Source organism: Flavobacterium sp., assembly GCF_004295795.1.
In the GTDB taxonomy this organism is placed as follows: domain Bacteria; phylum Bacteroidota; class Bacteroidia; order Flavobacteriales; family Flavobacteriaceae; genus Flavobacterium.
The window spans coordinates 13,286-38,910 of sequence record NZ_SEBR01000017.1; the positions used below are offsets into that span (position 1 = coordinate 13,286).

Consider the following 25,625-nt stretch of genomic DNA (forward strand, 5'->3'; position numbering starts at 1 on the left):
GTTGCAGAAGCAGATGCAGTTGCAGTTGCAGTTGCAGACGAAAAGGCAGATGCAGATGCAGTTGCGGGCAAAGATGAAGATTTTTTAAACCGCTCCTTTCCTTGGAAATTGCGGGTTGAAATTGTCTATGTGTACTTTTTTTCCGAATTGCAGAAAAGTCTTGCCCGATCGCAATCTCACCTCGATTTGCAGATCGCGCGGATTTTTCAGCACCGAATCGATTTCCATTTCGAAAATGCCGTTCAGCGCTTTTTCTCGTGAGGACAAAATCAGCTGTTTTTTGCCGTTGATTTTTTCTAACTCGAAATTTGCCTTGATCGCGGAGTCGCCCAAAAAAAACAGTATTTCTTTGGTGGAAGTCAGAATCTGGACATTGGGTTCGTACACGTAACTGAACTTCTTGGAAGTATCGGAATGCACGGTTTTTCCGTTAAGGACAATTTTGCCCGCATACCATTTTCCCGCGATTTCGTAACCCTCAGGCTTTTTGAAAGCGAAGAAAAGTACGAAAACCACGAATATCGAGATGACCGTCAGGCGGATGTATTTCATGCGGCTAAAATAGGTGTTTTTGGAAATCGCGGCCTAGCCCCGATACAAGCAGAAAGCCTTTTTTGAAAACCGCCGACTTTTTTCACGACAAAAACAGCGACCGCACGGAAGCTCGTTTTGGGCGTAGAAAAAAGCAAGGTTTTGAAAAAGCTTTTCGCGGGTAGCGGGTTTCCGCTTCTAAATGGATTTGTCGGGATTCTTTGAAATGTCCTTTATTTTTTTGCGCTTGTGGTGCTTGATCTTGTGCATTTCCTGAGCGTCTTCGAGGGAATGCGTGCGAAGCAACGAATCTTCTTTTTTGCACAATTCGCTCAATTTGAGATAGTATTGGTGCAAGGCCACAAGCTCTTTTTCGGACAGATCCTCGACATCGATAAGCCGATTGCTCGCAAATTCGTGAGATGCGACAAGTTCGTTCAATTTGAGCTGGATAGCCATTGAATCTTTGTTCTGCGATTTCTGGATCAGGAAAACCATAAGGAAAGTCACGATGGTCGTGCCTGTGTTGATCACGAGTTGCCAAGTCTCGGAATACTTGAAGATCGGACCGGTTACCGCCCAAGCGATTACGGTGAAAAATGCCAGTAAAAATGCTGACGTACTTCCCGTAGCTTTGGTAACCTTTGAGGCGAAAACCTCGAAAATGCCCTGATCTTTATTTTTGGATTGCTTGCTCATGGTCGCGAATTTGGTTTTCTTAAAAGTACGCAACCTTTGGACACAAAAAAAGCCCCGATTCGAGGCTTTGGATTTTATTTCACGAGAATTTTTTTGGTGATTTCGGTCGCGCCGGATTTGACCTTGAGCGCGTAAATACCGGTTTTGACGTTGTCGAGCGAGAGGACTTCGGTCGATGCATTTTGGCTGAACTTTCCTTTTTTGACAGTTTGTCCCAAGACGTTCACGAGTTCGTAATCGGCGGCTGCAAAATTGCCTTTTTGGATGAAAATCGTGCCGCTGGCCGGATTCGGATAGACGACAAGGCCGGAATCGGAAACTTCGTTGGTTTGCAGATTGCAATTCGTGCAAGCCACGGCAAAGTGCATCATCGCGCCGATTGCGCCTTGACAGACATTGAAAACATACGTCGGATCCATGTTGGCCAAAGTGTCGTTCGGGCCGTGCGGATAAGGCGATTCGTTGGTTTCGAACAATCCTGTGATGATTTCGCCATTGTCTTCGAACGGCATATAATCTGAAGCGTAAGCATTCGAGATCACGGTTTCAAGCACCGAATACAACTCGATGCAATTTGCGAGTTCTGTCGTTTTGGTCGCCGATGCCGCGTTGTTCGTGCTCGGACTGTTGCTCGTATCTTTCTCGCAAGTGATCGTGTTGTTGGTTTGTCCGGCAATTCCTCCTACTTCATCGATGTTGAGCAACACGCGGATGTTCATTTTTGGAGTTGTTCCGTTTACAACTGCGTTTACGTAGTGTTGGCTCCCGATGAGTCCATCTTCTTCACCCGCAAAATGGATGAATTTGATCGAATATTCGGTTGGGATGTCTTTCAACAGACGCGCGATTTCGAGTAAGATCGCCGTTCCGCTGCCGTTGTCGTTCACGCCCGGTCCGCCGACTGTGTCGTAATGTCCGTCGATAATCACGAATGTGTTCGGATAGGTTGTCCCGATCTTGGTCACGACGAGATTCTTGCAAGTCGCATTGCTGTAAGTAAACGGATCTTCGACGATCTGGGAAGCCGTGTATCCGTAACTCAAGTATTTGTTCTTGAGCCACGTGAGCGCGTTAGACTGAGCCGATGTCCCTCTGTATTTTACACCAAAAGCCTGAAATTCGGTGAGTGTTTGGGTAATGTTCGCCTGTTGCACTTGTTGGGCAATCTGGTTGTAAAACGGAACGAACGATTGGGCTTTTCCGACGAAAGAAACCATCAGGAGAAGAAAAGTTGCGGAGCGCAAAATTTGGGGCATGATCAAATTTGTTAAATGCGATGCGAATATAATCAAAAGACAAGTTTCGATCTCGCAAAATATTTTTTAAAGGATTTATTTAACTGGAAGACAATCATTTAATAAAAAGTGATTTGTAGTAAAAATCCCAACCCAAAAAGTTTGGCACGCGTATTGGAATGTGCTGAACAACGGAAAGACCTTCCGCCCGAGAAAGCCGAAAATCGAAAGAGTAGGCAAATCCCAAGTATTGAAGATCATGAAAACATTTACTCTATTAGTAGCAACTATCTTCCTTATGGGAAGCCAAATGAAAGCCTCAGAAAAGAAACTGGATTTCGGGGCGAATTATCCGGTAGCCATCGCCGATGCGGAACCGATCGTGTTCAAGGAAAGAGGCATTGAATTCTATGTGTTCGCCGATGGGCAACTCGATTTCAACACCGTTCCGTCAGTAGCCGGAAGCGACTATTATTACAAAGGCCGTCGCGGCGGAACCAACAACACATACGGCGCGCCAGGCGTGAACAACAACGGCGGCGTAAGAATAGAGCACGATGCTTACGGACGCATCAGAAGAATCGGGAACGTTTTCCTGAACTATGACACAAGAGGTCGCGTGAAAAGAATCGGTTCAGTTTACATGAGCTATAACAGATATGCGTTGATGCAAGTTGGTGGGTTGAGAATCCTCTACGACCGTTACGGAAGAATCGTCGGAACACAAGGTCGCGTAAACGGCGGTAGTGATCATTACTACAACCAGGACGACTATTACCAAGGTCAAGGCGGTTACAACAGCGGTTCCAACAACAGTGATGATGATTACTACTACTACAAACAAGACGGCACGAAAGAGAAAATCGAGCCGAAAGTTGAAGTGAGAAAATAATAGTTGAAGTTTAGATTGGTTGGTTTGTTTTTGAATTTCCCTCGGAGTTTCTTCGGGGGATTTTCTTTTTGGAGTGCCGGAACTGGAAGTGCTTGTGTGCCAGAGTTTTTTTCCGAGTCGCAGACTCGGTCACGCGCGTTGCGAAGTCGCAGACTTCGCAAGCAAGCAACAAATCACCAAGGCCAAACAATCCCAAAAACCCGATCCAAAAACAAATTCACATCACGAGAAATCCGCAACCAATAATTCACGCCAACAAAGAAAACCGAAACCAAAACCGCTTTCAGCAAAATATTTACAATCGGATGAAACCCAAAATCCCAATAGTAAAACAATAAAAAAGTCACGCCCAAAATCCCAAAAGAGTACAAAGTCTGCTTGGTGAAAGGAAACAACTTCATCTTGAGAACCACAAAAAGCAACTTGGCCAAACTGTACAAAGCAATCGAGATCAACGTCGCCAAAGCCGCACCATCGATCAACATCGTGGGAATCAGGTACAAATTCAACACGACCTGTATCGCCGCGAGCAAAAGTCCCAAAAACAAAACCGCCTTATAATATTTGGAATTGAAGATAATCGAGTTGTTGTTGCCCAAAATCAAATCGAGATATTTCGACAATCCGATGACGAAAACCGTAAAAAGTCCTTGCGAGTACTCGGCTGGAAGCAGCAGATAAAGCTGTTTGACATTGACCAAAATCCCCACGAAAACCAGTCCGCCGATCATTTGCAGCGTAATCGAGGTCTTTTTGTAGAACTCGTTCAGCTCGTCGTGCTTGTTCTCGGCCATCAATTTTGCCGTAATCGGATAAGCGATCTGGTGCATGGCGCGACTCGGCACCGAAATCACCGTCGCAATGAAAATCGCCACATTGTAGAACGCGATGTTCTCGATATCGATCATTTTTCCCATCATGACCTTGTCGAGATCGAGCAACATATTGGCGATGCTCCCCGAAAGAATGATGAAAATCGAGTAAGTGAAAACCGCTTTACGATTCACCGGAAAACGCATATCAAGGCTGAAACGGCGAATCTTGAAGGCGTAAATCGCCATGACGAGTGCGACGGCGAAGTAAATCAGTAAAGTCAGATTGACGAAATCACCTGCCGAAATCCATCGGAAATACACCGCGAAAAGTCCCATCGTTATAAAAATCCGGAGTAAAATTTCCCTTGCGAAAGTCCCGAAAACCGACTTCAGATGCACTTTTACCCAAGCATAAAAAATCTCGAAATAGCCCATGCAAAGCCCAATGAGCGGAATCTGCCAGAAATAATCGTAAATGAATCGGCTTTTGGTAGAAAAATAATTGGCGATAAAGTCGTATTCGATATAGCAAAATGCAAAAACCGGCACGATAACCAACAACGGAAGCAAAAGCAAATAAGTCAGAAAGCCGTTTTTTTCGGCGTCGGTGCGATAGCCGCTGAAAAATTTGACCAGCGTATTGTGCACGCCGAACGCCATCAAAGGCATGATTATGTTTCCGGCCGAGAGCACGAATCCGGTCAAGCCGTAAAATTCCTTGCCCAAAAACTGCGGATACATAAAGAGCGTATTCGCGGCGCCAATCCCGAAACCAACGTAAGTCAAAGCGGTATTCGTGAGCGACTGTTTGATGACAATTCCCATCAGCTAAGGATTTTCGCGAGTTTTTGGGTGAGATTTCTCCTCGAATATTGTTCGAGATTGTCGGCTTCAACCGATAGATTTCCGTCGAGATACGATTCGTAGAACGCCAGGATCGTGCGTTTAAGATCTTCACGTCCGCCGTAGTCGATGAAAATCCCCGTGGTCGTATGTTCGATGATTTCCGCAATGTCCGATCCGTGCGGCCCAATGGCGATAATCGGCCTATTGGCAACCATATATTCGAACAATTTGCCGGGAATGATGCTTTTTGTGTGGATGGAATTGATTTCGATCAAAAGCAAAACCTGAGAACTGCGCTGTTGCGCAATCGCCTCATTGTGAGGAAGATAGCCCGGATTGTTGACATATTCGTCCAAGCCGTACATTTTGATCGATTCGAGCACTTCCGGACTCAAAGTTCCAATGAGTTTGAGCTCGAAATGCTCCGAAAATCCTGGAACTTCCTGCAAAATCTCACTCAGGACATGCCAAAGCAAGGTCGGATTGCGTTCGGACAAAAGCGATCCTATGTGCGCGAGCGAAAATTTGGTATCCAAAGCGACCGGATTCACGTTTTCCTCGTCGAAACCGTTAGTGATCACTTCGATGGGTTTCGAGGTGATTTTCGAAAAATCCTCCATTGTGGTTCGGCTCGTGACGAGAATCTGGTCGGCCGAGGTTAGCACTTTTTTCTCGAGTCTTTTGTGCTTTTTTTCCGAAAAACGAGACAGTTTCAGGTCTTTCTGATAGCCGATCGTAGTCCACGGATCGCGAAAATCGGCAACCCAATTGATCTTCAGTTTTTTCTGTAGCCGAAGTCCGATAAGGTGCAGACTATGAGGCGGACCGGTCGTGATCACCGTATCGATATCGTGTTCCGAAATGTATTTGGAGAGATAACTAACCGACGGCTTAATCCAGTAGATTCGGGCATCGGGCACAAAAAAATTGCCGCGTACCCAAAGCGCGAGCTTTTCGGGGAAAGTCTGTCTTTTTTGGTTCGGAATGATTCCGGCGCTCATTTTCTGGACTTTCTTTTTGGAGAAAACCGATGCCAGTGCGTAAGGTTCGAAAATCTTTTTTCTAAGGATCGTCAGATTCGACGAAACGTCTTTCGACAGGTTCTCATCGAGTATCGGATAAGTCGGATTCTCCGGAATGTACACGATGGGCTCGATTCCGAATTCGGGAAGGTATTTCACGAACTTGAGCCAGCGTTGCACACCCGGACCGCCCGCCGGTGGCCAATAATAGGTTATGATGAGAACTTTTTTCAATTTTTGGTTTCCTTGCGTTTTCTTTCGTAGAAAATTCCGCCTGCGGCCAAAAGCAACATCACTATGGAACTTGCCAATGCGATTCCGCCTCCGGTTTTGACGACTTCGGGCTCGAATTTGAACTCGATCGTGTGTTGGCCGGCAGGAATCGGCAACGCTCTCAAGACATAATCGGCGCGAAGGATTTCGGCTTTTTTACCATCGACATAAGCGTTCCAACCTTTCGGATAGTACATTTCACTGAAAACCGCCAAACCTGCATTCGGGTTCGAACTCTTGTATTTCAGATGGTTCGCCTCGTATTTCGTGACCTCGATCTTGGCCGACAGACTGTCTTTAACGAACGTCTTGGCCGGAAGCAATTTCCCGAATTCACCGGAATTCACGATTGCCACGTTTTTGGAATCGAGTTTGTCGAGCGCTTTCATTTCGGCATCCGCGGAAGCGACTTCTTTCACTGAACTCACGAACCACGCATTTCCGTTCGCATCAGGATTCGGGATAGCGAACTCCTCGCCTTTTTCGTTGGCTTGGATGATGTATTTCGTATTCAGCAGATTCAATAATTCGAGATTGTTCTTGGCGATCTGATACTCGAGAATCTGCTCCATTCTCCTCGGCCGCACCGCGCTGTAACCCGAAAGCGATTTGTGGAAAAACGAAGTTCTGGCGTTGTGGATCGCGTTGATCTCGAAAACGCGATAGTGCGTCGTATCTTGCATGATTGCCTGATCGACCTGGGTCGGTTCGAACGGAACGTCCACGGAACGCGCATCGACGAAATCATCGGCTTCAACATAATTCTTGTCGATAAAGAACAAATCGCCGATCATCACGATTCCGACCGCAATCACGGCCGTTGTCGCATTGAGTTTGTTCTTGACGTAAAGCCAAAGTGCGCCCGCGGCAAGCAGGACCAAAAACGCCGAACGCAACAAATCTGACGAATAGAAACTCATCCGGTCGGCTTTCAAGGACTCGACGAATTCCGGTCCGTAGCTTTTCATCATCATTTCGTCTGTCGGACCCGAAAAATTGAACGAGCCTTTCAAGACGAACAAAAGCGCCACGAGTCCGAAGAAAATCCCCGAAGCGATGTACAAATCCTTGATTTTATTCGGTTTATCCGACTTGAAAAAAGACGTCAATCCCATGATGGCCAACACCGGAAGACAAAGTTCCAAAACGACCTGGATCGAAGAAACTGCACGGAATTTGTCATAAAGCGGAACATATTCAATAAAGAAATTCGTCAAACCGGCGAAGTTTTTTCCCCACGACAGCAAAAGCGAAAGGATCGCTCCAGCCAAAAACGCGTACTTGATTTTGCGATTGTCGACGAAAAACGCCAAAATTGCGAGGAAGAAAACAACCGCGCCAATGTAGGCCGGAGCCGCGACAATCGGTTGGTCGCCCCAATACAACGGCATCGAGTCGATTCCGTGTTTGGCCTGTTCTTCAGGAACGCCTTGGGACACCAAAAACTCATAAGTATGACTGTCAGTGTTCAGCTTTTCACCGTTCGATCCTCCGAAAAGCCTTGGCGCGATCAGGTCGAAACTTTCGGCCACGCCATAACTATATTCGGTGATATACTCGTAATCCATTGACGATTTTGTCTCGTTTTTGGAGCCGTCGGGATTGAAAGTCAGTTCGCTTTTTCCGCGAATACTGAAATCGGCAAATTCGGCTGTGGCCATCAAGTTCGAAGCATTCACTCCGATGGCCAGAATTCCGGCGACGGCAAAGATCCCAAATGAGATTCCGAGTTCCTTGAAAGCGCTGTCCTTTGCGGCTTTGTAGATGTAATAGACGACGATCGCGAGCAGCAAAAACAGCAAATAATACGTCATTTGGAAGTGGTTCGCGTTGATCTCGAGCGCCGCGGCGACCATAGTAAGCAATCCGCCGGCGACCCATTTTCTTTTGAAGACCAGCAAAACCCCGGCTACGACAGCGGGCATGTAAGCGATCGCGTGCGCCTTGGCATTGTGTCCGACGCCCAGAATGACTATCAGATAAGTCGAGAATCCGAAAGCCAATGCGCCGAAAAACGCCTTGAGAGGATCTGTCTTCAATACCAGAAGCAAGCTGTAAAATCCTAGGAAATACAGGAAAAGATAATCGGCGGGACGCGGCAAAAATCGCAACAAGTCGTCGAATTTCCCGATGTAATCGTGCTCGTAATTCGCTCCCATCTGGTATGTCGGCATTCCTCCAAAAGACGAGTTCGTCCAATAAGGTTCGCCTTTTCCGGCGGCGCGAAAATCGTTCTGTTCCTTGGCCATTCCCGTAAATTGGGCGATGTCGCTTTGGTAAAGTTTTTTACCGGAAAGAACGGGATAAAAATAAATCAGGGAGACGAGCACAAAGCCGACGATGGCCAGCAAGTGCGCATAATACTTCGAAAATTGCTTCATGATGGTGTAATTCAGCCCAAAAATAATCAAAATTTACGGGCAGTGGCGCATTTACTCGATTTCCTCGTAATCGATGTACTCACCCACTTTTTTGGTCTCTCGGGACTTGGTAGCTTGTGAAGAATCGTAGCTCACTTCCCCGTCTCGCTTTTTGAAATCGTCCTGGCTCTGCGAAGTATTTTGGTATTGCCCGAACTTTTGGCGCATGTTTTCCTCGGCGTGGTGGACGGCTTTTTTGACCAAAATCGGAAAAAGAAGGCGCACGACATATTTCAGTACGTAATAGATCATCACGAAGAAGAACACATTGCGCAAAAAATTGTACAGATTGGCCGTTTCCATTGTGGTAAAATTTTTCCAAAAGTACGAAATACCCAATTCGGCTCTCAAAATCGGATCTTAAATAAATAATAAAAGTCAACTCTTTTCGTACTTTTGGAAATCTGAAAAAACAGCGATATGCTTCGATTGAAATCCTTTTTTCCGGCTGCGATCCTTTTGGCCACGGCCATTTCCCAAGCCCAGTTTACCGATGTCATCAACTCCAACCGTCCGGGTGCGTCCATGTCGGCGTTTTCGGTCGGGAAAACCGTAGCCCAGGCCGAACTTGGTTTTACGGCCGAAAAGATGGACCACGAAACGCTTGGTTGGGATTCCAAAGGATTGAACGCCGATTTGACTATCCGTTACGGCGCTTTCCTTGAACAACTGGAACTCATCGGAAACCTGCAATATCAATGGGACAAGTTCAATTATCCGGATGTCGGGATCAGTTCACAGACGAGAAGTGCGCTGCGGGTTTTCTCTTTCGGGGCGAAATATCTGGTTTATGATCCGAACAAAAAATACATCGACCGCAAGCCCGATCTTTACAGCTGGCGCGCCAATCACCGCTTCAAATGGAGAAACCTGATTCCGGCAGTTGGCGTTTATGTAGGCGGAAACATCGGCTTGACCGACAAATTTCCGCTTTACGGAGAAAAAGGCTTTTCGGCAAAGGGAATGATCATCACCCAAAACCAATTGGGACGTTATGTGCTCGTTACCAACATCATGGCCGACAGATTCGGTTCGAACTATGAAACTTTCGGATATGTGGTCACGCTCACAAGAGGTTTCAACGACAGATGGTCTGGATTTTTGGAAAACCAAGGCTTCCAGAATGATTACTACGGCGATCTGATTTTTCGCGCCGGAGCCGCTTACCTTGTGGCTGGCAACTTGCAACTCGACGTGAATTTTGGCGTGAACGTGAAAAGTACACCTTCTGTACTCCAAGCCGGAGTGGGCGTTTCGTGGCGTTTCGACGAATTGTACGAAGACGTGATCATCAGGCTTCCTGGCGAGGAAAAAGAGATGAGCAAGGAAGACAAGAAACGTCAGAAGGAAAAAGACAAAAAAGACAAGAAGAACAAAGAGCGCAAGGACGCGATCGAATCCGAATAAGCCCCGAATGATTACCATCCAAGAAAAAAAGACGAAAAGCGAGATCAAGGAATTCGTCAAATTCCCTTTTTCGATCTACAGGAAAAATCCATATTGGGTTCCGCCTTTGATCGCCGAAGAACTGATGTCGTTCGACAAACAAGTGAATCCGGTTTTCGAATATGCCGAAGCCTATTTTTACATGGCTTACAAAAACGGGAAAGCCGCCGGACGCGTGGCCGCCATCGTGAACTGGAGCGAGGTCAACGAATTGCAGAAGAAAAAAGTGCGTTTTGGCTGGTTTGACGTAATCGACGATATAGAAGTCACCAAAGCGCTTTTGTCTAAAGTGGAAGAACTCGGTCGCCAGCACGGTCTCGAGAATATTGAAGGTCCGATGGGTTTTTCGAACCTCGACAAAGTCGGCGCGCTCATTATGGGATTCGACCAACTTTCGACGATGATAACGTGGTACAATCATCCGTATTACATCGAACATTTCAAGCAACTCGGATTCACCAAGGAAAAGGAATTCGTCGAAAGCCGATTTATTTTCCCTAACGAAGAACAAGTCGCGCCATACCTCAAAGGCGACGTTTTGATCCGGAAGCGCTACAATCTCAAAGTCTACAATCCGAAAACCATTGAAGAAGTCATGCCGTTCATCGACCGCATGTTCGATCTTTTCAACGACGCTTACACGAAATTGACGTCTTTTGTTCCGATAACCGACAAACAAAAAGTGTTTTTCAAGGACAAATACATCGATCTGGTCAATCCGGAATTCCTCAAATTCATCGAAGACCAAACGGGAAAACTGATCGGGTTTTCGATTTGCATGCCGTCGATGACACAAGCGATCAAGGACTCGAATGGAAGTCTTTGGCCGTTTGGCTGGGCGCGTTTGTGGTGGGCGAAAAAACACACTGACGAGGTTTTGTTTTACCTTATCGGAGTCGATCCCGAATGGCAGAACAAAGGACTTACGGCGATCATCATGGCCGAATATTTCCGCTCTTTCCGCGACAACGGCATCAAATATTGCGTGAGAACGCCAGAGTTGGACGAGAACAATTCGATCCACAACCTTTGGAAATTCTTCAATTCTCCGGTCACGAAACGCCGCGCGACTTTTATCAAAGATCTGTAATGAAAAGACTTTGTTTCGGATTTATTTTGCTGGCTGTCGGATGTTCCCAAAAGACGCCCGACTGCAAAAGCGTGCACGACGGGAAATTCATCATAACCGATCCCGGATTCAAATGCCAGATCACGAGAAACGATGGCATCCAGATCGAGCAAGGCAAAGATTTCAAAACGCAATTCGACGTCGAATGGAAAGACGATTGCCATTACACGCTCAAAAACCGCAAATCGCTTTCGGGAGACGAAACCAATGATTGGAAACCCGAAAATGAGTTTTTGGTTGAAATCACCGAAGTCACATCCGACAGGATTTTTTTCACGATGACGGCCAATTTTACTGATGCGCGCATTGACAGTTCGATGAAAATCCTCGAATGACGTCACTGCTATATTTATGATTGTTTGTAATTCTGAATTTTGGCTTTTCAAATCCCTGATACGGAAGTCCGGAAAAACACCAATCAAAATCAACTGCAAATTTAGTTAGTCAACTATAAAATTAGTTTTATCTTCGGACAAAGTTCTCGATATGAAACAGATTCGAAGATTATTCCTCGCCCTTTTACTGGTTTTCTCTCTAAATGCAAACTCGTGCACGGTATTTTCTTGGGCAATGAAAGGTGAGGTCTTCGCCGCCGCAAATGAAGACGATTATACGCCATTCACGAGAATCTGGTTCAATCCCGCGACCGCGGAACGTTTCGGATCTGTTTGTTTCGGAGCACCCGATTTACAGATTGCCGCCGCCATGAACGAATACGGATTGTTCTACGACTATACCGCGCAGTACGGCGTCGACCTGGCCAAGATCGCGCTCAAAAATCCCTATCAAGGCGATCTGTTTTTCGAGATCATCGGGAAATGCAAAACTGTTGCCGAAGCGCTTGAAATGCTCAAAACCCACGATTATAGTTTTACTTCCCAGGTTTTGCTCGCCGACGCGACCGGAAATTCAGTGATAATCAACCCCGGAAATATCACTCCTAAAACGGGAAATTTCCAGATCAGCACCAATTTCAACATCTGCGATCTCAAGACCGGTTACAAATGCGACCGATACGATACCGCCGACAGGATTTTGTCGAACGCGAAAGTTGCATCCGTGAAAACGATCGAATCGGTTCTGAACTTTACGCATCAGGAAGGCAATCTCTCGACGCAATACTCCGCGATTTACGACTTGAAACGCCTCAAGATCAAGGTTTTTCTGTTCCACAATTTTGAAGAAGCTTTCGAGATCGACCTCAAATCGGAACTTTCGAAAGGTTACAGGCTTGAACTGCTTTCCCGCTACTTCTCACCCACTTTCGCTTACACGGATTATGTCTCGAACCACGAATTGTTCAAAAAAGAAACTTTGTTGTCGGAAATCGAAAAAGTCGGATATGAAAATGCTAAAGAACATTATCTATCGGTTGCGCGGAATTCCCAAGATCCGAAAGAAAAAACGGCAATTCTCGACATCGCTATCCAATTGATCCGCGACGCAAACAATGAACATTCGAACGGAAAAGTCTGGGCCTACTGGTTTGGATTTCCCGACGGATTCAATCCGAAAAAATACAGCGACAAACGCCTCGATATGGCCAAGACGCTTTTGCTGGAATTGTCCAAATCGGAATCGGATGCAAAAACCAGGCACTTTGAATTCGAGATGATCGCCTATCTGAACTGGCTTCGGGACGAAATGAAAAATGCCGCGATTTTCTATCGGAAAGCAATAGAAAACCCAGCAGATTCATATCCTGTAAGTTACAATAGAAGCGTCAAAATGCTCGCCAATCTTGAATGATCGCGCCAATCATTTATCCGAAAGTGGCCTCCAAATCGAGACTTATTCACATTCGGTTTTCACCAAAACGACACTTTTTTCATACTTGACGCCTTTCGGATTCCTGAAAACCATTTTGCCGTTTTTGTCTTCCATGTCGCCCGTTCCCATGAGCAGCGAATTTCCGCTTTTGAGAAAACGCATTTGCATCGTCGAAGTCGTTCCTTCAGATTGGAAAGTGTAGTCGAATTTTAGTGTATCGCCCGCATATTTTCCCGCGATTTCACCCGAACTGCTGTCTTTCTCGTAATTCTTGAACCTCAGTTTTCCTTTCACGTAGGCGCCGTTTTGATCCAATGAAAGCGAAATCGTGTCTTTTGCCTGAACGAATTCGTAACATTCGCTGATGATGGCAGTTTCTGGTTTTTCGACTTCCAGCGTGTCTTTTTCGGAAGTTGTGATTTCAGTTTTTTCGGATTCTTTTTTGCATCCGGCGAAAGCCAAAATGACTAAGGCGAGTAATGTGATCGATTTGTTCATTCGTTGCTGTTTTTAATAAAATTAGCGCTTTCGCGGATAATCGTTCACTAATAAAATCACAAATTCCAAATCACAAATTCCAAATTCCAATTTCCAAGCGCACTTTCCAATCCCAATAGCTGTCGAACAAATCCCGAGATGCCATAAAAACATTTAACATTTTATACAGATTTTCTGTAACACCTACTTTCGTGTTTTCTGTAGGGATGACAAGTGCCCTTTCCCCTTGGAAAGCAAAGTTCGGAGTTCCAGGAATACGTCGATTACAGAAAATCTGTAATTTTTGTTAAACGTAGGTTGACCGAGAACGCTAAAAACAATCCCGAATTCCAGTTTCCCATAGCTGTCGGGGACAAATTCCAAAATCGCATTTTGCCTCGGAAACATATTGTGAAACCGAATTTCCGACAAGTTACATTTTATGGTATTTTCGCTGCAAAGACCAAACCGATGCAGACATCTGAAAAACTCGACAAGATTTACCATGCGATCAAAGGCCAACTCGAGGAAAACGTTACTTATGTACGAACCGAATCGAATTATCACAGAGGCTCTTTCCACAAAATATCCGACGGTAAAAATGTCGATGCCGTTCCCGCCGCGATCCATTGGAAAAATCGGCAGGACAACATCGAAAATCTTGGTTTCAGACTCGATGATGCTATTCGTGAATTGAAGAAAACACTGTCCAATCGCGGATTATTGGTACTTTCTTTAAGCCGCGAAAACGGTTTCTCATACGAATTCGCCACAGCCGAAACAATTGTCCAAACGCTGATTTTGGAATTGAAACAAGAATATTCCAGCGGATTCAGCGAGGAAATTGTCGTAACGATCGCGCCCGATCAAACCCAAGACGAACCCGAAATCGAGGTTTTCAGCAAGTTCACCAGAGCCGATGCAAGTTCGGGCGAATCGGACGTGATGTCGGGCGAACATCTTGTCAAATGTCTTTACGATGTTCTCGATCGGAAGTTGACGAAAATCTGGATTTCGGGTGCCGACGCAAAGGTTGAAATCCTCACGATTCCAGCAATTCCGGGCGTTACCGGATTGTTTGAACCGCAAGAAGACCTCACGCTCGACGCATCTGACCTGAACGGGATTTACGCTTTTCTCGAATCTTTCAGCGAGGCCAAAATCCAAAAAGGAATCGACATTTTGCTAAAAAATCCCGATTTTACGAAGAAAGCCGAAAAGCGCTATCTGCAGCTCATCAAAAACCGATTGGGCGATCAGGCCACGCTGTCCGATTTCCCAAAAGCTGCCTTGACACGGACGCAGGTGAATTTGCTCGACGGCGAGCACGTAGGCAAGAATTTCCTCTCCCTTTCGTATTTCGACGAGCACGAATGCGAACTTTTCGTCGACTTCGTGGGCGCTTTGGTCATGAACCATCTCGATTTGGGCGCTTATCGACAAAAGGCCGAAGCTTGCGAGAACGACAGCCAACTTTTGGAACTTTACAGCACGTATTGCCATGGTGTCAGAATCGGAATAAAGGCGGAAGCCGAAGCTTTTCCGGGCGGTTGGTTCGGGAAACTCAGCCTCAAACTGCACGACCATAAAATCCAAAAAGTACTTTTCGAAAAGACGCATTTCACGATGACCGATTCTGACAAACTCAAAGCTTTCCTATTTTACCTTACGCTCAATTTTTCGGGCGAATTGTATTTGGATGTTTTCCAGTCGTACTTGCCCGAGTTGACGTCTTTTTTCTGGTTCGCTCCCATCGTTCCCAGATCGTCTTGGGGCGACACCGACATCGCAATCCCGAAATCGACGCTCCGATTCACGCGAAAAGTTTTTTACCGAGACGGCGACGATGGCCATTGGAAGCAAACCGATTCGTCCGCACTGCCACTACAATCAAATTGATTCCGATTTTCATGGAACCGAAATTCTTTTTCCTGTTGCCGATTTTCGCTGGGTTTTCGGCTTGCAACACACCAAAACCTATAACGGAAACTGAGGCAATCGATGAACTGAAGTCAGAACGCCTCATAAATCCGGCAAAAACAGACGCGATTGTCTTGGGCGACATCAACAAGGACAAGATCATCGATACGGCTTTCGTCTACACGCCTCCAACGCGAAACGATCCGGACGAAGACGGCAAACCAGGTTACACGTTTGGTTGTGTCGACGACGATTGCTTCAACAAGGTCACTTTTTCGTGCGGCCTTCCGGCAATCCGGATCGAAAACTCGGTTTGGGGAAAAGTCGAAAACGCCGGCGATCTCGACAAAGACGGCATTTCAGAAATCTTGTTCGAGCGCGGGTGGTTCATAGGTTCATCGGCAGGACTCGAACTTTACCAGTTCAAGCGCGGCGAATGGCATTTAGCTTCAAAGATCGTTTTTCGTCCAAATGATGACGAAAGCTTGAAAGATCGCTTGGTAAAAAAACGCGGGAAGTTTTACCTTAAAGGTTACAAGGCTTTTAACGGCGATGAAGTTGAGGATTTGCAGGAGGTTTTTTTGGTGAAGTAGTTTTTGGAGTAGCAGTGGCAGTTGCAGAAGCAGTTGCAGAGAAAGGGCTTTGACTTGATGCTTTTGTTTGTGTTTGGTCTGGGCGAGAAGTCTGTGACTTCTCGAAATGCGTGGCGGAGTCTGTGACTCCGAAAAAAGCAAAGCGCCTTAATTATCTTAACTCTCTTAATGGTTCAAAAAATACGAAGTTAAAACAGTACAGAAGTCGCTGAACGAGAAAAAAAGACCAAGCGACACAAATAACTAGTTCCTAAAATCATTAAACCAAACCAAAAATAAAATTCGTGAATTGCCCGAGCCAGTTCGAGTTCCTCGGATCATAGCCAACTCAATCCCGAACCGATTCCCTTACTGAACTTAATGTCCTTAATGGTTCAAAAAAAGAATCACTTCAAGATAGTTAAGAAATTCCCGAAAGTGAAAATCAGTGCATCGCCTAAGCCAGCTCGAGTTGCTCGGATTTTGGTCCACTCAATCCCAAAACAAATCCCTTAATGAACTTAATGCCCTTAATGGTTCAAAAAAGAAATCACTTCAAGATAGTTAAGCAAATCCCGAAAGTGAAAATCAGCGCATCGCCTAAGCCAGCTCGAGTTCCTCGGATTTTGGTCAACTCAATCCCAAAACAATTCCTTTGCTAAACTTAATGTCCTAAATGGTCCAAAAAAGCGTTTCACGTATTCGTCGTCCAAGAATCCGGACAATAAAAAAGCCGCTCTAATCAAAAAGCGGCTTAGTTTATCATTATCTCAAAAATTATCGCTCGTCCGATACATCAACAGTATGTTTCTGGGCAAGTTCCAGATATTTCCCACTGACAAGTTTCTCGCGGATAGCATCGAAAGCCTTCAAGGTTTCCTCGATATCAGACAACGTATGCGACGCCGTCGGAATCATCCTAAGCAAGATAATGCCCTTCGGAATCACCGGATAAACCACGATCGAAAGGAAAATATTGTAGTTTTCACGCAAGTCGTTCACGAGCATCATCGCCTCCGGGATCGAACCTTCGAGGTAAACCGGAGTGACGCAGGTGTTCGTGTCGCCAATGTCGAATCCGTGATCTTTCAAGCCGTTTTGCAACGCGTTCACGTTTTCCCACAATTTGTCTTTCAAACCAGGATTGTTTCGCAACATTTCCAAACGTTTCAAAGCGCCTTTCGTGAAAATCATCGGAAGCGCTTTTGCGAACATCTGCGAACGCAAGTTGTATTTCAGATAGTCGATGATGTCTTTGTCAGCGGCGATAAAAGCGCCAATCGACGCCATAGATTTGGCAAAAGTCGAGAAATAAACGTCGATTCCTTCCTGGCAACCCTGCTCCTCGCCCGCTCCGGCGCCTGTTTTTCCAAGCGTTCCGAAACCGTGCGCATCGTCAACCAAAAGCCTAAAGTTGTATTTCTGCTTCAATTCGACGATTTCCTTGATTTTGCCCTGTTGTCCGCGCATCCCAAAAACACCTTCGGTAATCAAAAGAATCCCGCCTCCGGTTTCCTCTGCCATTTTCGTGGCGCGACCCAAATTCTTCTCGATGCTTTCGATGTCGTTGTGCTTGTAGGTAAAACGCTTGCCCATGTGAAGACGCACGCCGTCAATGATACAGGCATGGGAATCGACGTCGTAAACGATGATGTCGTTTTTCGTCACCAAAGCATCGATCGTGGAAACCATTCCCTGATAACCGAAATTGAGCAGATAAGCCGCTTCTTTGTGCACAAAAGCCGCCAATTCGTGCTGCAATTGCTCGTGAAGATCAGTATGTCCTGACATCATTCGCGCTCCCATCGGATAAGCCGCTCCATATTCCGCAGCCGCCTCGGCATCAGCCTTGCGCACTTCCGGATCGTTTGCCAATCCCAAATAATCATTGATCGACCAGTTCAGGATTTCTTTTCCGTGAAACTGCATTCTCGGCCCCAATTCTCCTTCGAGTTTCGGAAACACGTAATAACCTTCGGCCTGGGACGCCCATTTGCCCAGCGGGCCTTTATTTTTCTGGATTCTTTCGAAAAGATCTTTAACCATAGTAGTGAAGAGATTAGAACCTTTTTTGAGGTTCGCGTGCAAAAATAAGACTTTCATACCAATCGGGAAACCGATGTTTGATTTTAGCTGATTTTTTTGGGAGCCTTTTTCCGCCTGTGCCCATTAGTCCTCGCCCCAAAGCCCGTTTTTTGTGGTCGCGCCGCGAGCTTCCTTCGGTCGCTGCGGCGCAACGCAAAAATCAAGGCTTTGTTGCTGTGGGCTAATCGGGCTGCGTCGGGGCTCGAATTCCGTGAAAGAACATCTTGTCGAAAACGGAGGTTTGTCTGTTCCATTAAATTCCTCCGGAGATATCGGTCAGTAATACAATCCTTACAGAAAAAAAAGGCATTGCAAAAAATGTCGTTGTTTCGTTTAACGTTTTCGGGCATCGGTTGAAAAATCCTTAAACAATTGGCCAAATGTGCCATTTTCTCAAATACAAATCGATTAACGACAAGTATTTATGCCTAACTTTAGCGCTTAAACGCCCGACTTGCTTTTTGGGGAAAGTGACGAGCAAAAAATGGCGCTATGAAAACCAATCAAACAATAACAAAAATCATCTTTACGGACGACGACGCTGACGACCGCGACTTCTTCAATGAAGCCTTCAGCGAACTCGATCTCAAAGGCGAATTGCGAACCTTCAGCGACGGGAAAGAACTCATGGATCATCTAAAAGCATCCGAATTGGTTCCTGACGTAGTTATTCTCGATCTGAACATGCCGCGAAAAAGTGGGTTCGAGTGCATCAATGAAATCCGTCAGGACGAGCGTTTCAGCAAGACTTCGATTGCGGTCTATTCCACATCTTCGTCCGACAAGGACATCGAGGCCACGTTTAAAAGTGGCGCCAACGTCTACATCAAAAAGCCGAGCGATTACAGCATGCTCAAGAAAATCATCCGCGCCGTACTCGTGACAGATTGGAGCAATTACGACAATAGTCCGCATCGCGAAAGTTATTTGCTTCGGCTTTGAGTTTCGACCGGAATCCGGCGATTTATCGATTGGCCAAAACGACTTTTTAGCATCGAGTAACTTTTTTGACTTCCAACAAAAACCTCATTTTAAGATTTTTTAACATTTTTGTGTTGAACATAAAGCCGTCGAAAGTTATTTTTACATCGAACAAAACACGACAATGATGGACAATGCGAAACGGCCGGTTTTCCAAAAACCAAAACCGGATGATTTCTTCATAAAAATGCACAAGGAAGTCGAGGAAACCGTTCTCAAGGACAACAGTTTTTACTGGCAGAACATCGCAAAGGCGTTCCTGCTTTTGGCCACTTACTTCGCGCTTTACGCGTGTATTCTCTTTTTTGGAACGAACACTTCGCTGCTCTATTTCTTTTACGTGGCTTTGGGCGTAATGACCACGATGCTCTTCATCAATGCTTTTCACGACGCGGCTCACGGCGCTTTGTTCAGAAAATCCAAGCACAACCGCGCCTTTATGTATGTTTTGGAACTTTACGGCACGAACAACTGGCTTTGGCAAAAGCGTCACATCGGGCTTCATCATCCGTTGCCGAACGTTCCCAATTGGGACATCGACATCAAACAAAGCGACATGGTGAGGATTTTTCCAACGAGTCCTTTGCTCAATTTCCACAAATACCAACATTTGTACATGTGGTTCATCTACCCTTTTTACACTTTGAATTGGATGTACGTGCGCGATTTCAAGGACTTTTTCGGAACCAAGGACAATTATGTGAAGCAGGTCACCAAAATCCCGAAAGCCGAAGTCTATAAACTGTTGATCGCCAAAACTTTCAACTTGATTTACTTATTGGTTGTTCCGATGGTTTTCTTGCCGCAAGCCTGGTATGTGATCTTCGGAGCCTGGATTTGCTATCACGTTTCGGCGAGTTTGGTGGCCGTAATCGCATTGGTTTCGACCCACGTCGACGAAGAAGCGGTTTTCCCGATCGCGCCTCAGGACGGAAAAATGCCCACAACCTGGGCCGAGCACCAAATGATAGTAACGAAAGATTTCAGCGCTGACAACCCGATCGCGAACTTCATTTACGGAGGATTCACGCACCACGTGGCGCATCATCTTTTTCCGGCAGTCGCGCATACTTATTACCCAAAAATAACTCCGATCATCAGGAAATATGCCGAAGAATACGATCTCCCTTATACATGTTATCCTTTTACGCACGCGGTTCGATCGCATTTCAGGTTGTTGAAGAACAGCGGGCATGTCGAGAATATTCTTCGCACCGGGGAGATTTAGAGAGAAGCAGTTGCAGTTGCAGTTGCAGTTGCAGTTGCAGAAGCAGAAGCAGAGGCGAAGTCAGTTAGTCAGGCAGTTGTTTTGTGAAGATTCCAGAAAAATCCAAGTTATCCGAATGCTAAGCGGAAATTCGTGGAGTTTCAGTTTTCCGCCCATCCGTGCATCCATGGCTATAAAATCAGCAAAGACCATCAGCCACGAGGAAAGTCAATCCAAAAACAAAACCAGATAAAAATGAGAATCGTATTCGCCTCGGCCAACAAAAACAAGATTGCCGAAATCAAATCGATGCTGCCCGAAAACTTCGAAATTTTAGGATTGGAAGACATTGGCTGCACCGAAGAAATCCCGGAAACAGCAGATACGATCGAAGGAAACGCGATCCTAAAAGCAAATTACGTGACCCAAAAGTACGGCTACGATTGCTTCTCGGACGATTCTGGATTGGAAGTCGACGCGCTTGCCGGTGCGCCCGGCGTCTACTCGGCTCGATATGCCGGCGAGGCGAAAGATCCAAATGCCAACATGGACAAGCTTTTGTCGGAACTCGATGCAAAGACGAACCGAGGCGCCCAATTCAAAACCGTGATCTGCCTGAACCTGAACGGCGGGCAGCATCTGTTCGAGGGAATCGTTCGCGGCGAGATCATTTCGGAAAAACGTGGCGATCAGGGATTTGGGTATGATCCGATTTTTGTTCCTGTCGGAAAAGACCTCACTTTTGCGCAGATTTCTATGCAGGAAAAAGCTGCCATGAGCCATCGCGCAATCTCATTTTCGAAGCTGATTGCGTTTCTGCAAAAATAACTATCTGATTATCAATTAGAAATAAAACTTAAACATCTTAGGTTTAGCCGTTTATTCCACGTACCTTTGCGCCCAATTTAAAAAGATATAATGAATAAATTCGAACAATTAGGTTTAAATGAATCCCTTTTACAAGCTGTCGCGGACATGGGATTCGAAAACCCATCTGAAGTACAGGAAAAGGCGATTCCCCTATTGCTCGCTGATGATACCGATATCGTTGCCTTAGCGCAGACCGGAACAGGTAAAACAGCCGCTTTCGGTTTCCCGCTGATCCAAAAGATCGATCCTGAAAACAAGAACACACAAGCTTTGATCCTGGCTCCGACGCGAGAGCTATGCCTTCAGATCACCAATGAGATCAAGCTTTACGCCAAGTATGTGAAAGGATTGCACACCGTAGCAGTTTACGGAGGAGCTTCCATCACCGAACAAGCACGCGAGGTTAGACGCGGTGCGCAAATCATCGTCGCTACGCCAGGTCGTATGCAGGACATGATCAACCGCGGACTCGTCAACATCACGCAGATCAACTATTGCATCCTTGACGAAGCCGACGAAATGCTCAACATGGGCTTTTACGAAGACATCGTCTCGATTTTGTCGACTACGCCTGACGAGAAAAACACGTGGTTGTTCTCGGCTACGATGCCTGCCGAAGTGGCGCGTATCGCAAAAGAGTTCATGAATTCGCCTCAGGAAATCACGGTAGGAACCAGAAATTCAGGTTCGGCTACGGTTTCCCACGAATTCTACCTGATCAACGCCCGCGACCGCTATGAAGCCTTGAAGCGCTTGGCCGATGGAAACCCTGATATTTTCTCGGTTATTTTCTGTCGTACGAAACGCGATACGCAGCAAGTTGCCGAAAAATTGATCGAGGACGGATACAACGCCGCAGCCTTGCACGGAGATTTGTCGCAAGCACAACGCGACTCGGTCATGAAATCGTTCCGCGGACGCGCTATCCAGATGTTGGTTGCCACCGACGTTGCCGCACGTGGAATCGACGTTGACAACGTAACGCACGTAATCAATTACCAATTGCCGGACGACGTGGAAACTTACAACCACCGTTCAGGACGTACAGGTCGTGCAGGAAAATTGGGTACTTCGATCGTGATCATCACCAAATCGGAGTTGCGCAAGATCAACATGATCGAGAAAATGATCAAGCAGAAATTCGAGGAAAAGACGATTCCTTCGGGAATGGAAATCTGCGAGATCCAACTTTTCCACCTTGCCAACAAAATCAAGGACGTAGAAGTCGACCACGAGATCGACAGCTATCTTCCGGCGATTTACGAGGTGATGAAAGATTTGTCTAAAGAAGAACTTATCACGAAAATGGTTTCGGTAGAATTCAACCGATTCCTGAGCTATTATAAGAAAAACGAACGCGATTTGTCGGCTCAGACGCCAAAAGAATTGCGCGAGGCCAAACTTCACTCCGGTGGAGGCGTTCGCTATTTCGTGAACATCGGGTCACGCGACGACTTCAACTGGATGCAACTCAAGGATTTCCTCAAGGAAGTACTCGAACTTGGACGCGATGACGTTTACAAAGTCGATGTGAAAGAAGGTTTCTCTTTCTTCAATACCGATGCGGAACACAGCGAGCGAGTGGTCGAAACCTTGAACAACATTACATTGGAAGGCCGACGCGTAAATGTCGAGATCTCGAAAAACGACGGTTTCGAAAACAACAGTTCACGTCGCGATCACGGCGGACGTAAATCTGGCAACTTCACGCGTTCTGACAAAGGCGGTTTCAGAAACGACAAAGGTGGTTTTGGAGACAAGAAATTCGGAGCCAAGAAAGAATTTGGAGCCAAGAAGGAATTCGGATCGAAAGATTTCGGCTCGAAAGATTCTTCTTCCGACAGAAAACGTCCGGACAGTTTCACTTCGCGTGCGCCAAGACGTTCTGACAGTTTCGATACACCGAAGCCAAGAAGAACCCGTAAAGACTAATCGTTTTTTACAATTTATACCAAAGTCCGTTGCTTTTGCTTCGGACTTTTTTTGTTTGAAATCCCGAAATCCAAATTCCAATCCCGATAGCTATCGGGACAAATTCCAAATTCCAATGCAATTCTTGAGACTTTCACAAAGCTTCGCTTTGCTTAGTCGCTTTACGACTGCACGTAAACACTCAGATTTAAAACCAACTAAAATCTCCTCGAACGATTTAACAAATTTTACAGATTTTCTGTAATGTGATGTTACGGATTTTTCGTAGGGATACATGCGCCCTTTCCCCATGAAAGCAAAGTTCGCATTTCCCGAAATACGGCGGATACAGAAAATCTGTAATTTTTGTTAAATGGAGGTTCGCAGTAAAAATGGAGTTGAAGCCCGAGGCGAAACCGAAGATTATGCGGAGCTCTAACCACTACAACTTGGAATTTGGAATTTGGAATTTGGGATTTGGAATTTGGGATTTGGGATTTGGGATTTGAAATTTGAAATTTGGAAATTCCCCGCGTTAGGGATAGCAGCGGCATCCTTTTGAACGGCGCGCCAGCAGCCGGACAAAAGATACAGCGGACAGCCCGGCGCCGCAAGGTTTTCGCTACGCAGCTAAAAACTGGATCGGCGCAACGCCCAAATAACGAAAATCCAAAACACGAACGGGATTTGCGACAAACGAGTTTGGAATTTGTTTTTTGGAATTTCGAATTTTACAGGGGTTGTTAATTTATTAATAATTACGTCCAACCAACCGCGATACTTGGCTCGATTTACTACTTTTATCACTTTAAAACCAAACATGAGATCGTTTACAGCACTACTCTTTTTTCTTTTGACATTCAGCGTTTTTGCACAGACGGAACAGCCTGCTCCTCAAATTTCGGGCATTGTTTCGAACGAGAATACCAAACTGCCGCTCAACGGCGTGAATGTCATTAATCTGAATAAGATCAAGACGGCGATCTCTGACGAATTCGGGCGCTTCAGGATCGAGGCCGAAGTGAACGACACGCTGCATTTTTCGCTTATCGGATTCCAGCCAATCAAGGTGCGCGTCACCAACGACTGGATCAAGAACAAGTCGACGACGGTGCAATTGACCGAAAAGGCCATCGCGCTCGAGGAAGTCGTCGTGCAACCCTATACACTTACGGGCTATCTCGAAGTCGATACGAAATTGATCCCGACAAGAGAAGATTACCGCTACAGTATCGCAGGTTTAAATCGCGCTTACGAAGGTGGCGCGTATGCTCCGGGCGCTTTCGGGAAGGCCATGAGTGCCATTTTCAATCCGGCCGATGCGCTCTATAATTTCTTCGGGAAAAAACCCAAGGAACTCAAGAAGATCAAGGATTTGAAGAAAGATCCGAATATCCGGTCGATGCTGGAATCGAAATACGACCGCGAGACGATTGCCGTGCTTTTGGGAATCGACAAAAAGGATTTGCCTGAAATCCTGGCGCGCTGCAATTACTCCGAATCTTTTTCGAAAACCGCGAATGACTTGCAGGTTTTGGAGGCGATCAGCGAGTGTTATGAGGAATACAAAATCCTCAAGAGCAAGTAATTTTGCCGCTGATTTTCACTGCGTTTTTCGAAGATTGCGACTAAATTTTAAACCACGAATTCGCGAATTTATGCCGCACACCGAGCGTAAATTCGCGAATTCGCGGTTTATTTTCATTTTGCGATTAGTAGTTTGTAAACACGTTTCAAGAAAGCGAACTGACGATTAGCGGGTTTTAGCTTTGGGATTTGGACTTAAATCCGGCTTTCAATAAAACGCGACTCGATACGAGCAATATCCTTAATGGATTTTCTGGCCCAATCCAGCCGTTTTTCGAGGATTTCCACGTCGGATAATTTCCAGTCGATTTGGGACTCGCGCAATCTCGACGTGATATTCTGCAGAATGATCGCAGCCGAAACCGAAATATTGAGGCTTTCTGTGAATCCGACCATAGGGATTTTGAGAAAACCGTCGGCTTGCGAGATGACTTCCTGAGACAATCCGAGGCGTTCGGTTCCGAAAAACATCGCCGCCTTATCGGTAATGTCGAAATCGTCGAGCGTATAATCGTCGTGATGCGGCGTGGTCGCGATAATCTTGTAACCGCGCGATTTGAGGTCGTCGATACAGTCCTGAATCGAAGCGAATCGATTGATGTCGACCCATTTCTCGGCTCCGAGCGCGATTTCCTTATCGATGCTTTTGCCGTACTTTTCCTCCACGACATTCAGTTGCTGAATTCCAAAAACTTCGCACGAACGCATCACCGCACTCGTGTTGTGCAATTGGAAAATGTCTTCGACAGCGACGGTGAAATGGTTGGTTCGGCGGGAAAGCACATCGAGAAACTTGGCTTTTCGGGCATCCGTAAGAATATTTTCGAGGTGGTCGAGCAGTTCAAAATCCATTTTTCAAAGATAGTCGATGCGGCACATTTGGCGCAAGTGTTAATTCTTTTTGCCTCGTCTGGATTTAACACTTGTTCGGAATCGA

The 25,625-nt window shown here is 46.0% G+C and carries 22 protein-coding genes; 12 read left to right on the forward strand and 10 right to left on the reverse strand.

The features are described from left to right. Positions 1–84: 84 nt before the first annotated feature. The 3 genes from EOO49_RS13900 to EOO49_RS13910 all read right to left on the reverse strand — a co-directional run bounded on the left by EOO49_RS13900 (position 85) and on the right by EOO49_RS13910 (position 2,486). Positions 85–552: a hypothetical protein gene (locus EOO49_RS13900; RefSeq protein ID WP_290846702.1), complete on the reverse strand. Its 468-nt coding sequence runs from the start codon at positions 550–552 to the stop codon at positions 85–87. A 177-nt stretch (positions 553–729) separates the two neighbouring features. Beyond that, positions 730–1,230, reverse strand: a complete 501-nt coding sequence (locus tag EOO49_RS13905; protein WP_290846704.1) for a low affinity iron permease family protein — start codon at positions 1,228–1,230, stop codon at positions 730–732. 74 nt (positions 1,231–1,304) lie between these two features. After that, positions 1,305–2,486, reverse strand: coding sequence for a M28 family peptidase (locus EOO49_RS13910; RefSeq protein ID WP_290846706.1), 1,182 nt, complete (start codon positions 2,484–2,486; stop codon positions 1,305–1,307). 238 nt (positions 2,487–2,724) lie between these two features. Here EOO49_RS13910 and EOO49_RS13915 point away from each other — a divergent pair, with 238 nt between their 5' ends. Further along, positions 2,725–3,357, forward strand: coding sequence for a hypothetical protein (locus tag EOO49_RS13915; protein WP_290846707.1), 633 nt, complete (start codon positions 2,725–2,727; stop codon positions 3,355–3,357). Positions 3,358–3,530: 173 nt separating this feature from the next. Here the strand turns inward: EOO49_RS13915 and EOO49_RS13920 are convergent, their stop codons facing one another. Genes EOO49_RS13920 through EOO49_RS13935 form a run of 4 tightly spaced genes read right to left on the reverse strand, consistent with a single transcriptional unit; the run spans position 3,531 to position 9,036 of the window. Continuing rightward, positions 3,531–4,997 (reverse strand): oligosaccharide flippase family protein, encoded by a 1,467-nt coding sequence (locus EOO49_RS13920; RefSeq protein WP_290846709.1) that lies wholly within the window; start codon positions 4,995–4,997, stop codon positions 3,531–3,533. Continuing rightward, positions 4,997–6,274 (reverse strand): glycosyltransferase family 4 protein, encoded by a 1,278-nt coding sequence (locus EOO49_RS13925; protein WP_290846711.1) that lies wholly within the window; start codon positions 6,272–6,274, stop codon positions 4,997–4,999. Before EOO49_RS13925 ends, EOO49_RS13920 begins: the two co-directional genes overlap by 1 nt. Continuing rightward, on the reverse strand, positions 6,271–8,694 hold the full coding sequence (locus tag EOO49_RS13930; protein WP_290846713.1) for a YfhO family protein: 2,424 nt from the start codon (positions 8,692–8,694) through the stop codon (positions 6,271–6,273). The genes EOO49_RS13925 and EOO49_RS13930 overlap by 4 nt, the downstream gene beginning before the upstream one ends. Positions 8,695–8,745: 51 nt before the next feature. Continuing rightward, positions 8,746–9,036: a DUF4834 family protein gene (locus EOO49_RS13935; protein WP_290846715.1), complete on the reverse strand. Its 291-nt coding sequence runs from the start codon at positions 9,034–9,036 to the stop codon at positions 8,746–8,748. A 117-nt stretch (positions 9,037–9,153) separates the two neighbouring features. Here EOO49_RS13935 and EOO49_RS13940 point away from each other — a divergent pair, with 117 nt between their 5' ends. From EOO49_RS13940 to EOO49_RS13955, 4 genes are all read left to right on the forward strand, one after another. Continuing rightward, positions 9,154–10,140: a transporter gene (locus EOO49_RS13940; RefSeq protein ID WP_290846717.1), complete on the forward strand. Its 987-nt coding sequence runs from the start codon at positions 9,154–9,156 to the stop codon at positions 10,138–10,140. Positions 10,141–10,147: 7 nt separating this feature from the next. After that, positions 10,148–11,269: a GNAT family N-acetyltransferase gene (locus tag EOO49_RS13945; RefSeq protein ID WP_290846719.1), complete on the forward strand. Its 1,122-nt coding sequence runs from the start codon at positions 10,148–10,150 to the stop codon at positions 11,267–11,269. Next, positions 11,269–11,643: a hypothetical protein gene (locus EOO49_RS13950; protein WP_290846721.1), complete on the forward strand. Its 375-nt coding sequence runs from the start codon at positions 11,269–11,271 to the stop codon at positions 11,641–11,643. The genes EOO49_RS13945 and EOO49_RS13950 overlap by 1 nt, the downstream gene beginning before the upstream one ends. Before the next feature lie 151 nt (positions 11,644–11,794). Continuing rightward, positions 11,795–13,057, forward strand: a complete 1,263-nt coding sequence (locus EOO49_RS13955; RefSeq protein WP_290846723.1) for a hypothetical protein — start codon at positions 11,795–11,797, stop codon at positions 13,055–13,057. 42 nt (positions 13,058–13,099) lie between these two features. On the opposite strand, the gene EOO49_RS13960 is transcribed toward EOO49_RS13955, so the two are convergent. Continuing rightward, complete coding sequence (locus tag EOO49_RS13960) at positions 13,100–13,576, reverse strand: hypothetical protein (RefSeq protein WP_290846726.1); 477 nt, start codon at positions 13,574–13,576, stop codon at positions 13,100–13,102. Between the two features lie 450 nt (positions 13,577–14,026). Here EOO49_RS13960 and EOO49_RS13965 point away from each other — a divergent pair, with 450 nt between their 5' ends. Next, positions 14,027–15,454, forward strand: coding sequence for a hypothetical protein (locus tag EOO49_RS13965; RefSeq protein WP_290846728.1), 1,428 nt, complete (start codon positions 14,027–14,029; stop codon positions 15,452–15,454). Positions 15,455–15,465: 11 nt separating this feature from the next. After that, positions 15,466–16,068 (forward strand): hypothetical protein, encoded by a 603-nt coding sequence (locus EOO49_RS13970; protein WP_290846729.1) that lies wholly within the window; start codon positions 15,466–15,468, stop codon positions 16,066–16,068. Positions 16,069–16,824: 756 nt separating this feature from the next. On the opposite strand, the gene EOO49_RS13975 is transcribed toward EOO49_RS13970, so the two are convergent. Then, the gene (locus tag EOO49_RS13975) at positions 16,825–18,093 is read right to left on the reverse strand and encodes a pyridoxal phosphate-dependent aminotransferase family protein (protein WP_290846732.1); all 1,269 of its coding nucleotides are present in this window, start codon (positions 18,091–18,093) and stop codon (positions 16,825–16,827) included. 531 nt (positions 18,094–18,624) lie between these two features. On the opposite strand from EOO49_RS13975, the gene EOO49_RS13980 reads away from it, so the two are divergent. The 5 genes from EOO49_RS13980 to EOO49_RS14000 all read left to right on the forward strand — a co-directional run bounded on the left by EOO49_RS13980 (position 18,625) and on the right by EOO49_RS14000 (position 24,689). Next, the gene (locus EOO49_RS13980) at positions 18,625–19,074 is read left to right on the forward strand and encodes a response regulator (protein WP_290846733.1); all 450 of its coding nucleotides are present in this window, start codon (positions 18,625–18,627) and stop codon (positions 19,072–19,074) included. Between the two features lie 163 nt (positions 19,075–19,237). Continuing rightward, positions 19,238–20,341 (forward strand): fatty acid desaturase, encoded by a 1,104-nt coding sequence (locus tag EOO49_RS13985; protein ID WP_290846734.1) that lies wholly within the window; start codon positions 19,238–19,240, stop codon positions 20,339–20,341. A 234-nt stretch (positions 20,342–20,575) separates the two neighbouring features. Then, on the forward strand, positions 20,576–21,148 hold the full coding sequence (locus EOO49_RS13990) for a non-canonical purine NTP diphosphatase (RefSeq protein ID WP_290846735.1): 573 nt from the start codon (positions 20,576–20,578) through the stop codon (positions 21,146–21,148). Positions 21,149–21,238: 90 nt separating this feature from the next. Then, entirely contained in the window at positions 21,239–23,122 is a 1,884-nt protein-coding gene (locus EOO49_RS13995) for a DEAD/DEAH box helicase (RefSeq protein WP_290846737.1), read from the forward strand. A 799-nt stretch (positions 23,123–23,921) separates the two neighbouring features. Continuing rightward, positions 23,922–24,689: a carboxypeptidase-like regulatory domain-containing protein gene (locus EOO49_RS14000; protein ID WP_290846739.1), complete on the forward strand. Its 768-nt coding sequence runs from the start codon at positions 23,922–23,924 to the stop codon at positions 24,687–24,689. A 194-nt stretch (positions 24,690–24,883) separates the two neighbouring features. On the opposite strand, the gene EOO49_RS14005 is transcribed toward EOO49_RS14000, so the two are convergent. Next, the gene (locus EOO49_RS14005) at positions 24,884–25,540 is read right to left on the reverse strand and encodes an RNA methyltransferase (protein ID WP_290846741.1); all 657 of its coding nucleotides are present in this window, start codon (positions 25,538–25,540) and stop codon (positions 24,884–24,886) included. Positions 25,541–25,625: the final 85 nt, after the last annotated feature.

What these genes read in the sequence shown, in the direction of transcription:
- EOO49_RS13905 (WP_290846704.1), bottom strand. Translation starts at nt 1,230, where the DNA reads ATGAGCAAGCAATCCAAAAATAAAGATCAGGGCATTTTCGAGGTTTTC.
- EOO49_RS13910 (WP_290846706.1), bottom strand. Translation starts at nt 2,486, where the DNA reads ATGCCCCAAATTTTGCGCTCCGCAACTTTTCTTCTCCTGATGGTTTCT.
- EOO49_RS13955 (WP_290846723.1), top strand. Translation starts at nt 11,795, where the DNA reads ATGAAACAGATTCGAAGATTATTCCTCGCCCTTTTACTGGTTTTCTCT.
- EOO49_RS13940 (WP_290846717.1), top strand. Translation starts at nt 9,154, where the DNA reads ATGCTTCGATTGAAATCCTTTTTTCCGGCTGCGATCCTTTTGGCCACG.
- EOO49_RS13965 (WP_290846728.1), top strand. Translation starts at nt 14,027, where the DNA reads ATGCAGACATCTGAAAAACTCGACAAGATTTACCATGCGATCAAAGGC.
- EOO49_RS13945 (WP_290846719.1), top strand. Translation starts at nt 10,148, where the DNA reads ATGATTACCATCCAAGAAAAAAAGACGAAAAGCGAGATCAAGGAATTC.
- EOO49_RS13915 (WP_290846707.1), top strand. Translation starts at nt 2,725, where the DNA reads ATGAAAACATTTACTCTATTAGTAGCAACTATCTTCCTTATGGGAAGC.
- EOO49_RS13920 (WP_290846709.1), bottom strand. Translation starts at nt 4,997, where the DNA reads ATGGGAATTGTCATCAAACAGTCGCTCACGAATACCGCTTTGACTTAC.
- EOO49_RS14005 (WP_290846741.1), bottom strand. Translation starts at nt 25,540, where the DNA reads ATGGATTTTGAACTGCTCGACCACCTCGAAAATATTCTTACGGATGCC.
- EOO49_RS13935 (WP_290846715.1), bottom strand. Translation starts at nt 9,036, where the DNA reads ATGGAAACGGCCAATCTGTACAATTTTTTGCGCAATGTGTTCTTCTTC.
- EOO49_RS13960 (WP_290846726.1), bottom strand. Translation starts at nt 13,576, where the DNA reads ATGAACAAATCGATCACATTACTCGCCTTAGTCATTTTGGCTTTCGCC.
- EOO49_RS13980 (WP_290846733.1), top strand. Translation starts at nt 18,625, where the DNA reads ATGAAAACCAATCAAACAATAACAAAAATCATCTTTACGGACGACGAC.
- EOO49_RS13930 (WP_290846713.1), bottom strand. Translation starts at nt 8,694, where the DNA reads ATGAAGCAATTTTCGAAGTATTATGCGCACTTGCTGGCCATCGTCGGC.
- EOO49_RS13995 (WP_290846737.1), top strand. Translation starts at nt 21,239, where the DNA reads ATGAATAAATTCGAACAATTAGGTTTAAATGAATCCCTTTTACAAGCT.
- EOO49_RS13900 (WP_290846702.1), bottom strand. Translation starts at nt 552, where the DNA reads ATGAAATACATCCGCCTGACGGTCATCTCGATATTCGTGGTTTTCGTA.
- EOO49_RS14000 (WP_290846739.1), top strand. Translation starts at nt 23,922, where the DNA reads ATGAGATCGTTTACAGCACTACTCTTTTTTCTTTTGACATTCAGCGTT.
- EOO49_RS13950 (WP_290846721.1), top strand. Translation starts at nt 11,269, where the DNA reads ATGAAAAGACTTTGTTTCGGATTTATTTTGCTGGCTGTCGGATGTTCC.
- EOO49_RS13985 (WP_290846734.1), top strand. Translation starts at nt 19,238, where the DNA reads ATGATGGACAATGCGAAACGGCCGGTTTTCCAAAAACCAAAACCGGAT.
- EOO49_RS13990 (WP_290846735.1), top strand. Translation starts at nt 20,576, where the DNA reads ATGAGAATCGTATTCGCCTCGGCCAACAAAAACAAGATTGCCGAAATC.
- EOO49_RS13975 (WP_290846732.1), bottom strand. Translation starts at nt 18,093, where the DNA reads ATGGTTAAAGATCTTTTCGAAAGAATCCAGAAAAATAAAGGCCCGCTG.
- EOO49_RS13970 (WP_290846729.1), top strand. Translation starts at nt 15,466, where the DNA reads ATGGAACCGAAATTCTTTTTCCTGTTGCCGATTTTCGCTGGGTTTTCG.